The organism is Streptomyces sp. VRA16 Mangrove soil, from assembly GCF_017377775.1.
Classification (GTDB): Bacteria; Actinomycetota; Actinomycetes; order Streptomycetales; family Streptomycetaceae; genus Streptomyces.
Genome location: NZ_JAFVLN010000015.1, coordinates 171,046 through 183,423 on the forward strand (window position 1 = coordinate 171,046; position 12,378 = coordinate 183,423).

Below are 12,378 nucleotides of genomic sequence, written 5' to 3' on the forward strand. Positions count from 1 at the left end.
CCGATCACCGGGCGAGCGTCCGGCAAGGCGCGGCCCCGCTGCGGCACCCCGATCACCGGGCGAGCGCCCGACAAGCCACCGCCCCGGCACCGACCCGCCCACCCCGTACAGCCCGGCCCCGCCCCGGGGTACCCTCCGGGACATGCCGCACCGCAGCCGCACGGACGACACCCCCGTCACCATCGGCCCCCTCGACCTGCGCGCCCACGTGGACGAAGCCCTCGCGGTCCAGGCCCACGCCTTCGGCCTCAGCGACGACGAGATCGCCGTCCGCCGCCAGATCGTGCTGCGGCACATGACGTACCCGGGAGCCCGCGCGCTCGGCGCCACCACCGACACCGGCCGCCTCGTCGGCTTCGTCTACGGGATGCCCAACGACCGCACCCACTGGTGGTCCACCGTCGTCGAGCCCTACCTGCGCGCCCGCGGCACCGACCACTGGCTCGACGACTCGTTCGTCATCACGGAGCTGCACGTCCACCCCGGCTACCAGAACCGCGGCATCGGCCGCACCCTCATCACCACGATCACCGACTCCGCGGTTCAGCCCCGCTCGATCCTCTCCGCGATCGACTTCGAGAGCCCGGCCCGCGGCCTGTACCGCTCCCTCGGCTACGACGACCTGGCCCGCCAGGTGCTCTTCCCCAGCGCCCCGAAGCCGTACGCCGTGATGGGCGCCCCGCTGCCGCTGCTCAGGCGCATCGCGTAACCGATTTCCGGCCGCGCCCGCCCCCCGGCTAACCTCCTGGGACCACCCTTTCGCAGCAGGAGTCAAGAATCATGGCCAAGGCCCAGGTCCAGCGCATGTCCCGGTTGATGGTGAAGACCTTGCGCGACGACCCGGCGGACGCCGAGGTGCTCAGCCACAAGCTCCTCGTGCGCGCCGGTTACGTGCGCCGCACCGCCGCGGGCGTCTGGTCCTGGCTGCCGCTCGGCAAGAAGGTCCTGGCCAACGTCGAGCGCGTCGTGCGCGAGGAGATGGACGCCATGGGCGGCCAGGAGGTCACCCTCCCCGCCCTGCTGCCCAAGGAGCCCTACGAGGCGACGAACCGCTGGACCGAGTACGGCGCCGAGCTGTTCCGCCTCAACGACCGCAAGGGCGGCGACTACCTCCTCGGCCCCACCCACGAGGAGATCTTCACCCTCCTGGTCAAGGACCAGTGCACGTCCTACAAGGACCTGCCGGTCATCCTGTACCAGATCCAGACGAAGTACCGCGACGAGGCCCGCCCCCGCGCCGGCATCCTGCGCGGCCGCGAGTTCCTGATGAAGGACTCGTACTCCTTCGACCTGGAGGACGAGGGCCTCGCCCGGTCCTACGCGCTGCACCGCGCCGCGTACCAGAAGATCTTCGAGCGCCTCGGCCTCGACTACCGCATCTGCGCCGCCACCGCCGGCGCCATGGGCGGCTCGAAGTCGGAGGAGTTCCTCGCCCCGGCCGCCGCCGGTGAGGACACCTTCGCCGACTGCCCCAACTGCGACTACGCGGCGAACACCGAGGCCGTCTCCTTCGCCCTCAAGCCGGTCGACGCCGAGGGCGTCGCCGCGCTGGAGGAGATCCCCACCCCCGACACCCCGACCATCGAGACGCTCGCCGCGCACCTCGGTGTCCAGGCCTCGGAGACCCTCAAGAACCTCCTGGTGAAGGTCGACGGCGAGATCGTCGCCATCGGCGTCCCCGGTGACCGCGAGGTCGACATGGACAAGGTCGAGGCGCACTTCGCCCCGGCCGCCGTCGAGCTGGTCACGGCCGAGGACTTCGAGGGCCGCGACGACCTGGTCCGCGGCTACGTCGGCCCGCAGGGCCTGGAGAAGGTCCAGTACATCGCCGACCCGCGCGTCGCCCCCGGCACCGCCTGGATCACCGGCGCCAACAAGGACGGCGTGCACGCCAAGAACGTCGTCGCGGGCCGTGACTTCGAGGTCGACGCGTACGTCGACGTCGTCGTGGTCCAGGAGGGGGACCCCTGCCCCTCCTGCGGTACGGGCCTGAAGCTGGACCGCGCCATCGAGATCGGCCACATCTTCCAGCTGGGCCGCAAGTACGCCGACGCCTTCCAGCTCGACGTCCTCGGCCAGAACGGCAAGCCGGTCCGCGTCACCATGGGCTCCTACGGCATCGGCGTCTCGCGCGCCGTGGCCGCCCTCGCCGAGCAGCACGCCGACGACAAGGGTCTGGTCTGGCCCGCGGAGATCGCCCCCGCCGACGTCCACGTGGTGGCCGCGGGCAAGGCCCTCCAGACCGAGCTGGCCCTGGAGGTCTCGGACCTGCTCGCCGAGGCCGGCGTCCGCGTCCTGGTCGACGACCGCCCCGGCATCTCGCCCGGCGTGAAGTTCACCGACTCCGAGCTCATCGGCGTCCCGAAGATCCTGGTCGCGGGGCGCCGCAGCGGCGACCGTGTCCTGGAGCTGAAGGACCGTCGCACGGGCGAGCGCGAGGAGCTCACGGTCGAGGAGGCCGTGGCCCGCCTCACCGCCTGACCCACCGGGAGGGGAGCCGGGGCCGCGGCCCCGGCTCCGCCCGATAACCCCGGGCCCAGGCGCCCGGTCGCCTTCTAAGGTGACGTCATGCCCGAACTGCAGCTTCTGAGCCCCGAGCACGCCCCGGCGGTCCTTGCCTTCGAGCGGGAGAACCGGGAGTTCTTCGCCAAGACCGTGCCGGACCGCGGCGACGCGTACTTCGACCACTTCGCCGAACGCCACGCGGCCCTGCTCGCCGAACAGGTCGCGGGTACCGCCCTGTTCCACGTCCTGGTCGGTGAGGACGGCGAGGTCCTCGGCCGCTTCAACCTCTACGATCCGGCCGACGGCAGTGCCGAACTCGGCTTCCGCGTCGCGCAGCAGGCCACCGGGCGCGGCCTCGCCACGGCCACCGTCCGCCGCCTGTTCACGCTGGCCGCCGACGCGTACGGCCTGAAGCGGCTCACCGCGGCGGCCGCCCGCACCAACCACGCCTCGCGCACCGTCCTGACCCGCACCGGGTTCCGCGAGACCGGTGAACGCCTTCTGAAGAAGGGCGGCCCGGGCATCACGTACGTACGCGAGCTGACGGGCCCCTGAGGGCCCGAACGCTCAGAGCCAGCCCGCGAATTCGAGCAGGTTCTCGCCGTCGCGCTCGCGCCCCACGCGCAGCGCCCGCACCCCGGACTCCACCGCCCGGAACAGCGTCCAGCCGCGCAGCCGCTCCTGGTCCACGTCGAGCGACTCGGCGAGCTTCTTCACCCGGCGCCGGGTGATCGCGGGCCCGGACGGCGAGCCGATCAGGTCCTCCACCCGGTCGCGCACCAGCCGCGCCAGGTCGAAGGCGCACTCGCCCACCACCGGGTCGGGGCCGACGACCAGCCACGGCATCCGCTCGCCCGACAGCACCTTCGACTGCCGGAACGTGCCGTGCAGCAAACGGAGTTCGGGCGGCGCGGCCACCAGCGACTCACGTGCCTCAAGCGCCGCGTCGACCAGCGGGGCCACCTCGGGGAAGGCGTCCACCGTCGCGCGCATCGCCGTCGCCTGACGGCCCGTCCGCTCGGGGACCGTCTCGCAGTTGCGGCCCTCCGGCGGGCCCACCCACAGTCGGCGCAGCGTGCCCGCCGCCTCCAGGAGAGCCTTCGCCTCCGGCAGCGTACGGACGGAGATCTCGGGGTGCAGGCGCTCCAGGAGCAGGGCGCCGTCGTTGATCCCCTCGTCGAGCAGGCGCACCGCGCCGAAGCCGTCCCAGTGGGTCAGCGCCGCCCGCTCCGCCTCGGGGCGGAACCGCTCCGGCGCCAGCTTCAGGATCGCGGGCGAACCGTCGGCCCTGCGTACGTGCGCGACGAGACTGCTGCGCCCGCCGGGCACGTGCACCCGCTCGACCGACACCTCGCGCCGGGCCGCGGCCTCGTCGAGCAGCGTGCCCACCCCGGCGAGCCACTCGGACGCCCCGTCGTCGCGCACCTCGCCGAGCGCGTTCACCAGGCGCGAAGGCGGTTCGAAAGCCATGCGCGAGTAATTCCCTTCCAAAGATTGCTATGTGCGGGGCGTCACCGTGGAACCGGAGGCGGACGCCGAGGGCGCCGCGGCCCGTTCGGTGAGCCCAGGGAAGGCTACGCTGCTGCCGCGCCAGCGCACCGCACGGACCGCCGCCTCCCGCAGCGCGTCCGCCGCTTCCCGGCGCCGCGCACCCTCCGACGCCCGGACGAGATCCGAGTAGACCCCGGCGACCTTGTCCTCGATGTCGGCCGCGAGCCGCGCCGCTGCCGCCGAGTCCGGCACCGGGAAGGGGAGCGCGTACGCACCCGCCGACTCCTCCGGGTCGCCGCCCAGGTCGCGCACCGTGCGGCGCAGCGCGTCACGGCGGGCGCGGTGCGCGTCGTACGCCGCCTTCGCCTCGTCGCGGCGCCCTTCACGGATGCGGCCGCCGACCACCCCGTACCCGTACACGGCCGCGTGCTCGGCGCGCAGCGCCGCCTGCACGGCGGCCAGCAGGCTCTGATCCGTCGTCGTGGTCACGGAGACCCTCACCCCTCACTCAGCAAAAACGCGTGCCCGGCCCCGGCCGCCGCCACCGACGCGAGCAGCCGCGCCAGTTCCGCGGGAGCGTCGGGGGCGGCCAGTGCCGTCATCCGGCGGTCCGACAGCTCCCGCTCGGCCGCCGCCAGCGCCTTCAGCACGTCCTTCTCGGCCACCGGCGGGGTCGAGGGAGCGGTCGAGGCGGAGGGGCGCGGGGCGCCGCCGAACGCCTTCACGTGCCGCTCCACCTCGTCGCGCAGCGGCGTGAGCCGGGCGGCCAGCGACGGCAGCGCGCCGAGCGCCTGGTCGTACTGGCCGAGCAGGTCCGCGCTCTCCCGCGCCGCCTTCGCCTTCAGCCGCTTCTCCCGCGAGACGGCGGGCGCGCCCTCGGCACCCCCGCCGTCGTCGCCACCGTTCGAACAGCCCGTCAACAGCGCGGCGCCGGCCAGCGAGACGAGCAGACTCCTACGAGTGGTGAGCGGCACGGCGGACGTCCTAGGGCAGAGGTTCGGCGGGGAACGGCGGGTGACCGAAGATCACCGTACAGTCGCCCCCTTTCCGGTGGACGGCAACACCCCCCTGGACCGGATACCCTTTGACCTGACGCGCAAGGAATGTCAGTAACCACAACAGCACACGCGGCCGAGGAGTCACCCGGATGAGCACCACCCAGAACGAGAGGCTGCGGGAACTACTGGAACCGCTCGTGAGCTCACAGGGGCTCGACCTCGAGGAGATCGAGGTGGCCTCGGTAGGACGCAAGCGTGTGCTGCGTGTCGTCGTCGACTCGGACGAGGGCGCTGACCTTGACGCGATCGCCGATGTGAGCCGCGCGCTCTCGGCGAAGCTCGACGAGACGGACGCCATGGGCGACGGGGAGTACGAGCTCGAAGTCGGTACGCCGGGAGCCGAGCGTCCGCTCACCGAGCACCGCCACTACGTCCGCGCGACGGACCGCCTGGTCAAGTTCCAGCTGAACGACGACACGGAGCTGGTCGCGCGCATTCTCAAGGTCGACGACGAGGGTCTCGACCTGGAGGTTCCGGGAGTGAAGGGCCGCAAGGCCACCTCCCGCAGGCTGGACTTCACGGACATCGCCAAGGCGCGTGTCCAGGTCGAGTTCAACCGCAAGAACAAGAACGACAGCAACGACAGCGACAACAACGACAACGAAGAGGAGGCGTAGCCGTGGACATCGACATGAGTGCCCTGCGGGGTCTGGTCCGGGAGAAGGAGATCTCCTTCGATCTGCTGGTCGAGGCGATCGAGTCGGCCCTCCTCATCGCCTACCACCGCACCGAGGGGAGCTTCCGCCAGGCGCGCGTGAAGCTGGACCGCGAGAGCGGCCATGTGACGGTGTGGGCGACGGAGGACCCGCGGGACCTCGAAGAGGGCCAGGAGCCCAAGGAGTTCGACGACACCCCCTCCGACTTCGGCCGTATCGCCGCGACCACCGCGAAGCAGGTCATCCTGCAGCGGCTGCGCGACGCCGAGGACGACGCGACGCTCGGCGAGTACGCGGGCCGCGAGGGCGACATCGTCATGGGCCAGGTCCAGCAGGGCCGCGACCCGAAGAACGTGCTGGTGGACATCGGCAAGCTGGAGGCCATCCTGCCGGTGCAGGAGCAGGTCCCGGGCGAGGAGTACCCGCACGGTCTGCGCCTTCGCTCGTACGTGGTCCGGGTGGCCAAGGGCGTGCGCGGCCCGTCCGTGACGCTCTCGCGCACCCACCCCAACCTCGTGAAGAAGCTCTTCGCGCTGGAGGTCCCGGAGATCGCCGACGGCTCGGTCGAGATCGCGGCCATCGCGCGTGAGGCCGGTCACCGTACGAAGATCGCCGTCCGGTCCACCCGCAGCGGGCTCAACGCCAAGGGCGCGTGCATCGGCCCCATGGGCGGGCGCGTGCGCAATGTGATGAGCGAGCTCAACGGCGAGAAGATCGACATCGTCGACTGGTCCGACGACCCGGCGGAGATGGTGGCCAACGCGCTGTCCCCGGCCCGTGTCTCGAAGGTCGAGATCGTCGACATGGGGGCCCGGTCCGCCCGGGTCACCGTGCCCGACTACCAGCTCTCGCTGGCCATCGGCAAGGAGGGGCAGAACGCCCGCCTCGCCGCGCGGCTGACCGGCTGGCGGATCGACATCCGTCCGGACACCGAGCAGGCGGCTTCCGACGCCGGGTCGGGTTCCGGGGAATAATTCCGGGCGCTGAGCGCTTGGATCACGACAGTATGTGACGTAGACGGCCGTTCGATTTTTGCCCCAAAGGGGTGAGGTCGGTACGGGGAGGTAGACTTAAGCGTGTCTGGCCGGACGCAAGCCCGCGCCTGCCCTGAGCGAACCTGCGTGGGTTGCCGGGAGCGAGCGGCCAAGAGCGATCTGCTGCGGATCGTGGTGATCGAGGGCGCCTGCGCCCCCGATGATCGCGGTACGCTGCCGGGCCGGGGTGCCTACGTGCACCCCGCCGTGGTCTGTCTCGACCTGGCGGTCCGCCGCCGGGCGTTCCAGCGGGCGTTCAAAGCCCCTGGACCGTTCGACACGGAGGCGCTTCGCCACCGAGTCGAGCAGGCAACACCGTAAGAAGCGCCGCGCGGAACCCCCGTGCGGCCCTGGTACCCCGCGAGTTGGAAGTAGGTCGAGATTGCGATGAGCACTCGATGAGCACGCGATGAGTACGCCCATGAAGTAGCGACGGTCCGGCGTAACCCGGACCTAAAAGGAGCGAAGTGGCTAAGGTCCGGGTATACGAACTCGCCAAGGAGTTCGGTGTGGAGAGCAAGGTCGTCATGGCCAAGCTCCAAGAACTCGGTGAATTCGTACGTTCGGCGTCCTCGACGATCGAGGCGCCGGTTGTACGCAAGTTGACTGATGCCCTGAATCAGGGCAACGGCGGCGGCAAGCCCGCCGCCAAGAAGGCCGCGCCCGCCAAGCCGGCGGCGCCGCGTCCCACCCCTTCCCCCGCGCAGGCCGCTCGGCCTGCCGCCCCGCGTCCGGGCCCGGCTGCGCCGAAGCCCGCCGCCGCGGAGAAGCCCGCCGCCCCGGCCGCCCCCGTGGCGCCCGGCTCGCGGCCGACCCCTGGTCCGAAGCCGGCGCCCAAGCCCGCGTCCCCGGCTCCGACCACGCCCGAGTTCACGGCTCCCGCCGCTTCGCAGGCCCCCGCGGCCCCGAAGCCGGCCGGTGCGCGTCCGGGTGCCCCGAAGCCCGGTGGCCGTCCGGCCCCCGGTCAGGACCGTGGCGACCGCGGCCAGGGCCAGCGCGGCGACCGTCAGGGCGCGCCCCGACCGGCCGGCGGCCAGGGTGCTCCCCGTCCCGGTGGCGCGCGTCCCGCGGGTCCGCGTCCGGGCAACAACCCCTTCACCTCTGGTGGCTCCACCGGCATGGCGCGCCCGCAGGCGCCCCGTCCGGGCGGCGCCCCGCGTCCCGGCGGCCAGGGTGCCCCGGGCGGCCCGCGCCCGCAGGGTGCAGGCCAGGGTGGTCCCCGTCCCCAGGGCCAGGGCGGTCAGCCCGGGCGGCCCACTCCGGGTGGCATGCCTCGTCCGCAGGGCGGCGCCGGCGCGGCCGGTCCGCGTCCCGGCGGCGGTAACCGTCCGAACCCGGGCATGATGCCGCAGCGTCCCGCTGCGGGCCCGCGTCCCGGCGGCGGCCCCGGTGGCCGTGGTCCGGGTGGCGGCGGTCGTCCCGGCGGTGGCGGCGGCGGTCGTCCCGGCTTCGCGGGTCGTCCCGGTGGTCCGGGTGGCGGCGGCGGCTTCGCCGGTCGTCCCGGTGGTCCGGGTGGCGGCGGCGGTGCCGGTGCCGGTCGTCCCGGTGGTGGCGGCGGCTTCGGCGGTCGTCCCGGTTTCGGTGGCCGTCCCGGTGGTCCGGGTGGTCGCGGTGGCACGCAGGGCGCCTTCGGCCGTCCCGGCGGTCCGGCGCGTCGCGGTCGCAAGTCGAAGCGGCAGAGGCGCCAGGAGTACGAGGCCATGCAGGCCCCGTCCGTGGGCGGCGTGATGCTGCCTCGCGGCGGCGGCGAGACCGTTCGCCTGTCGCGCGGTGCGTCCCTCACCGACTTCGCGGAGAAGATCAACGCCAACCCGGCGTCGCTCGTCGCGGTCATGATGAACCTCGGCGAGATGGTCACGGCCACGCAGTCCGTCTCCGACGACATCCTCACGATGCTCGGCACGGAGATGAACTACGAGGTCCAGATCGTCTCCCCCGAGGAGGAGGACCGCGAGCTGCTCGAGTCCTTCGACCTCGAGTGGGGCGAGGACGAGGGCGACGAGGAGATGCTCGTCTCCCGTCCGCCGGTCGTCACCGTCATGGGTCACGTCGACCACGGTAAGACCCGACTCCTCGACGCCATTCGCAAGACGAACGTCGTCGCGGGCGAGGCCGGTGGCATCACCCAGCACATCGGTGCCTACCAGGTCTCGACCGAGGTCAACGGCGAGAACCGCGCCATCACCTTCATCGACACCCCGGGTCACGAGGCGTTCACCGCCATGCGTGCCCGTGGTGCGAAGTCGACCGACATCGCGATCCTCGTGGTCGCGGCCAACGACGGCGTCATGCCGCAGACGGTCGAGGCGCTCAACCACGCCAAGGCGGCCGAGGTCCCGATCGTCGTCGCGGTCAACAAGATCGACGTCGAGGGTGCCGACCCGGTCAAGGTGCGCGGTCAGCTGACCGAGTACGGCCTGGTGGCCGAGGAGTACGGCGGCGACACGATGTTCGTCGACATCTCCGCCAAGCAGGGTCTGCACATCGACTCGCTGCTCGAGGCCGTGGTCCTGACCGCGGACGCCTCGCTCGACCTGCGCGCCAACCCGGAGCAGGACGCTCAGGGTGTCGCCATCGAGTCGCACCTCGACAAGGGCCGCGGTGCCGTCGCGACCGTCCTCGTCCAGCGCGGTACCCTCCGCGTCGGCGACACGATGGTCGCGGGCGACGCCTACGGTCGCGTCCGTGCCCTCCTCGACGACAAGGGCGAGAATGTGCAGGAGGCGGGTCCCTCGACCCCGGTCCTCGTGCTCGGTCTCACCAACGTCCCGGGCGCCGGCGACAACTTCCTGGTGGTCGACGAGGACCGTACGGCCCGTCAGATCGCCGAGAAGCGCGCCGCTCGTGAGCGCAACGCCGCGTTCGCCAAGCGAACGCGCCGCGTCTCGCTCGAGGACCTGGACAAGGTGCTCAAGGCCGGCGAGGTCCAGCAGCTCAACCTCATCATCAAGGGTGACGCTTCTGGTTCCGTCGAGGCTCTCGAGTCCTCCCTGCTCCAGCTGGACGTCGGCGAAGAGGTCGACATCCGCGTCCTGCACCGCGGCGTCGGTGCGGTCACGGAGTCGGACATCGACCTGGCCATGGGCTCGGACGCCATCGTCATCGGCTTCAACGTCCGTGCGGCCGGCCGTGCCGCACAGGCCGCGGAGCGCGAGGGCGTCGACGTCCGGTACTACTCGGTGATCTACCAGGCCATCGAGGAGATCGAGGCGGCCCTCAAGGGCATGCTCAAGCCGGAGTACGAAGAGGTCGAGCTCGGTACGGCGGAGATCCGCGAGGTCTTCAAGTCGTCCAAGCTGGGCAACATCGCGGGTGTTCTCATCCGCTCCGGCGAGGTCAAGCGCAACACGAAGGCGCGCCTCGTCCGCGACGGCAAGGTCATCGCGGAGGACCTCAACATCCAGGGGCTGCGTCGCTTCAAGGACGACGTCACCGAGATCCGCGAAGGGTTCGAGGGCGGTATCAACCTCGGCAACTTCAACGACATCAAGGTCGACGACGTCATCGCGACGTACGAGATGCGCGAGAAGCCGCGCGTCTGACCGACACAGCACGCGACTGGGGCCGGTTGACGGGCGTATTTCCCTCCGGGGGAAATTCCCGTCGATCGGCCCCGGCCGTTGCGTGTACGGTTCCCGTATTGGCGTACAAGAGTTGCGCCGTTATACGAACCCGGACCGGCGGGACATCCGGAACACATATGTATGTGGGGACTCTGTCCTTCGATCTGCTCCTCGGCGATGTGCATTCGCTGAAGGAAAAACGCTCCGTCGTCCGCCCCATCGTGGCCGAGCTCCAGCGCAAGTACGCGGTGAGTGCGGCGGAGACGGGCAACCAGGACCTCCACCGCAGGGCCGAGATCGGTCTCGCGGTGGTCTCCGGGGACACGGAACACCTCACCGACGTACTGGACCGCTGCGAACGGCTCGTCGCCGGGCGGCCAGAGGTGGAACTGCTCTCGGTTCGACGCAGGCTCCACAGCGACGAAGACTGAAGCCTGAAGCAACAAGAAGTAAGCACTTAAGGAGACGGACCAGTGGCCGACAACGCGCGCGCCAAGAGGCTGGCGGACCTCATCCGAGAGGTGGTGGCCCAGAAGCTGCAGCGCGGGATCAAGGACCCGCGGCTCGGCACCCACGTCACCATCACGGACACCCGCGTCACGGGTGACCTGCGGGAGGCCACCGTCTTCTACACGGTGTACGGGGACGACGAGGAGCGGGCCGAGGTGGCCGCGGGCCTGGAGAGCGCCAAGGGCATTCTGCGCTCCGCGGTCGGCGCCGCGGCCGGCGTGAAGTTCACGCCGACCCTGACCTTCGTCGCGGACGCCCTGCCGGACAACGCCAAGACGATCGAGGACCTCCTCGACAAGGCGCGGTCCTCCGACGCGCAGGTGCGCGAGGCGTCCGCGGGCGCCGCGTTCGCCGGTGACGCCGACCCGTACAAGAAGCCGGAGACGGACGACGCCGACGAGACGGACGGCGACGCCTGAGCATGTCCGACCGCACCCCACCGCCCGACGGCCTGGTCATCGTCGACAAGCCGTCGGGCTTCACCTCGCACGACGTCGTGGCCAAGATGCGCGGGATCGCCAAGACCCGCCGCGTCGGCCACGCGGGCACCCTCGACCCGATGGCGACGGGCGTCCTCGTGCTCGGCGTCGAGCGCGCCACCAAGCTCCTCGGTCACCTCGCGCTGACCGAGAAGGAGTACCTGGGCACCATCAGGCTCGGGCAGAACACCCTCACCGACGACGCCGAGGGCGAGATCACCTCGTCCGCCGACGCCTCCGGTGTCAAGCGCGACGCCGTCGACGCGGGCATCGCCAAGCTGACCGGCGACATCATGCAGGTGCCGTCCAAGGTCAGCGCCATCAAGATCAACGGCGTGCGCTCGTACAAGCGGGCCCGGGACGGCGAGGAATTCGACATCCCGGCGCGGCCGGTGAAGATCTCCTCGTTCACCGTGTACGACATCCGCGACGCGGTCGCCGAGGACGGCACGCCCGTGCTCGACCTGGTCGTGTCCGTGGTCTGCTCGTCCGGTACGTACATCAGGGCCCTCGCCCGTGACCTGGGCGCCGACCTCGGGGTCGGCGGGCATCTGACCGCGCTGCGCCGCACGCGCGTGGGCCCGTACAAGCTGGACTCGGCCAGGACGCTCGACCAGCTGCAGGAGACGCTCACCGTGATGCCGGTGGCCGAGGCCGCCGCTGCGGCGTTCCCGCGCTGGGACGTCGACGTGCGCCGCGGGAAGCTGCTCCTGAACGGCGTACGGATCGAGATGCCCGACGCGTACGCGGGCAAGGGCTCCGTCGCCGTGTTCGGCCCCGACGGGCAGTTCCTCGCGCTCGTCGAGGAGTCGAAGGGGAAGGCGAAGTCGCTCGCGGTCTTCGCCTGAGCCGAGCCGACGGTCCTGAACGGGCCGGGCGGGCCGAGCGGCCCGAGTGATGCGGTGGAGCGGCGGTCGCCAGGTGGTCCTGGTGGCCGCCGCTCCACGTTCCCCCTCTCCAAGGTGTATCCGCCTCGCCCGTTCACTTCACCCCATCGAGCAGGCGCTCGGAGTGAACCGGGGGAGCGGAAGGGGGCGCGTTCGGGCCGTGTCCTGGTCGGCTGATCACCGCCCGCCTACCGT

General features: G+C 71.4%; 13 protein-coding genes. 10 read left to right on the forward strand and 3 right to left on the reverse strand.

Annotated features, from left to right (window positions below; all coding sequences use genetic code 11):
- Positions 1 to 142: 142 nt before the first annotated feature.
- The 3 genes from J3486_RS32785 to J3486_RS32795 all read left to right on the forward strand — a co-directional run bounded on the left by J3486_RS32785 (position 143) and on the right by J3486_RS32795 (position 3,060).
- Positions 143 to 709 carry a GNAT family N-acetyltransferase gene (locus tag J3486_RS32785; RefSeq protein ID WP_207826979.1) on the forward strand — a complete coding sequence of 189 codons (567 nt, stop codon included), beginning with the start codon at positions 143 to 145 and terminating at the stop codon, positions 707 to 709.
- Positions 710 to 780: 71 nt separating this feature from the next.
- Entirely contained in the window at positions 781 to 2,481 is a 1,701-nt protein-coding gene (locus J3486_RS32790) for a proline--tRNA ligase (protein WP_207826981.1), read from the forward strand.
- Positions 2,482 to 2,568: 87 nt separating this feature from the next.
- Complete coding sequence (locus J3486_RS32795) at positions 2,569 to 3,060, forward strand: GNAT family N-acetyltransferase (RefSeq protein WP_207826983.1); 492 nt, start codon at positions 2,569 to 2,571, stop codon at positions 3,058 to 3,060.
- Positions 3,061 to 3,072: 12 nt separating this feature from the next.
- Here the strand turns inward: J3486_RS32795 and J3486_RS32800 are convergent, their stop codons facing one another.
- Genes J3486_RS32800 through J3486_RS32810 form a run of 3 tightly spaced genes read right to left on the reverse strand, consistent with a single transcriptional unit; the run spans position 3,073 to position 4,970 of the window.
- Positions 3,073 to 3,975, reverse strand: coding sequence for an aminoglycoside phosphotransferase family protein (locus tag J3486_RS32800; protein ID WP_207826985.1), 903 nt, complete (start codon positions 3,973 to 3,975; stop codon positions 3,073 to 3,075).
- A 27-nt stretch (positions 3,976 to 4,002) separates the two neighbouring features.
- On the reverse strand, positions 4,003 to 4,485 hold the full coding sequence (locus J3486_RS32805) for a ferritin-like domain-containing protein (RefSeq protein ID WP_207826988.1): 483 nt from the start codon (positions 4,483 to 4,485) through the stop codon (positions 4,003 to 4,005).
- An 8-nt stretch (positions 4,486 to 4,493) separates the two neighbouring features.
- Positions 4,494 to 4,970: a hypothetical protein gene (locus tag J3486_RS32810; protein ID WP_207826991.1), complete on the reverse strand. Its 477-nt coding sequence runs from the start codon at positions 4,968 to 4,970 to the stop codon at positions 4,494 to 4,496.
- A gap of 173 nt (positions 4,971 to 5,143) precedes the next feature.
- Here J3486_RS32810 and rimP point away from each other — a divergent pair, with 173 nt between their 5' ends.
- From rimP to truB, 7 genes are all read left to right on the forward strand, one after another.
- Complete coding sequence (gene rimP / locus J3486_RS32815; protein ID WP_207826993.1) at positions 5,144 to 5,671, forward strand: ribosome maturation factor RimP; 528 nt, start codon at positions 5,144 to 5,146, stop codon at positions 5,669 to 5,671.
- A 2-nt stretch (positions 5,672 to 5,673) separates the two neighbouring features.
- Entirely contained in the window at positions 5,674 to 6,684 is a 1,011-nt protein-coding gene (nusA, locus tag J3486_RS32820) for a transcription termination factor NusA (RefSeq protein WP_207826995.1), read from the forward strand.
- 102 nt (positions 6,685 to 6,786) lie between these two features.
- On the forward strand, positions 6,787 to 7,065 hold the full coding sequence (locus J3486_RS32825; protein WP_207826996.1) for a YlxR family protein: 279 nt from the start codon (positions 6,787 to 6,789) through the stop codon (positions 7,063 to 7,065).
- Between the two features lie 146 nt (positions 7,066 to 7,211).
- The gene (infB, locus tag J3486_RS45045) at positions 7,212 to 10,286 is read left to right on the forward strand and encodes a translation initiation factor IF-2 (RefSeq protein ID WP_207826998.1); all 3,075 of its coding nucleotides are present in this window, start codon (positions 7,212 to 7,214) and stop codon (positions 10,284 to 10,286) included.
- Positions 10,287 to 10,444: 158 nt separating this feature from the next.
- Entirely contained in the window at positions 10,445 to 10,738 is a 294-nt protein-coding gene (locus J3486_RS32835) for a DUF503 domain-containing protein (protein ID WP_207827000.1), read from the forward strand.
- A 42-nt stretch (positions 10,739 to 10,780) separates the two neighbouring features.
- Positions 10,781 to 11,236 carry a 30S ribosome-binding factor RbfA gene (rbfA, locus tag J3486_RS32840; RefSeq protein WP_207827002.1) on the forward strand — a complete coding sequence of 152 codons (456 nt, stop codon included), beginning with the start codon at positions 10,781 to 10,783 and terminating at the stop codon, positions 11,234 to 11,236.
- Between the two features lie 2 nt (positions 11,237 to 11,238).
- Positions 11,239 to 12,144, forward strand: a complete 906-nt coding sequence (gene truB, locus J3486_RS32845; RefSeq protein WP_207827004.1) for a tRNA pseudouridine(55) synthase TruB — start codon at positions 11,239 to 11,241, stop codon at positions 12,142 to 12,144.
- The last annotated feature ends 234 nt before the right edge of the window (positions 12,145 to 12,378 follow it).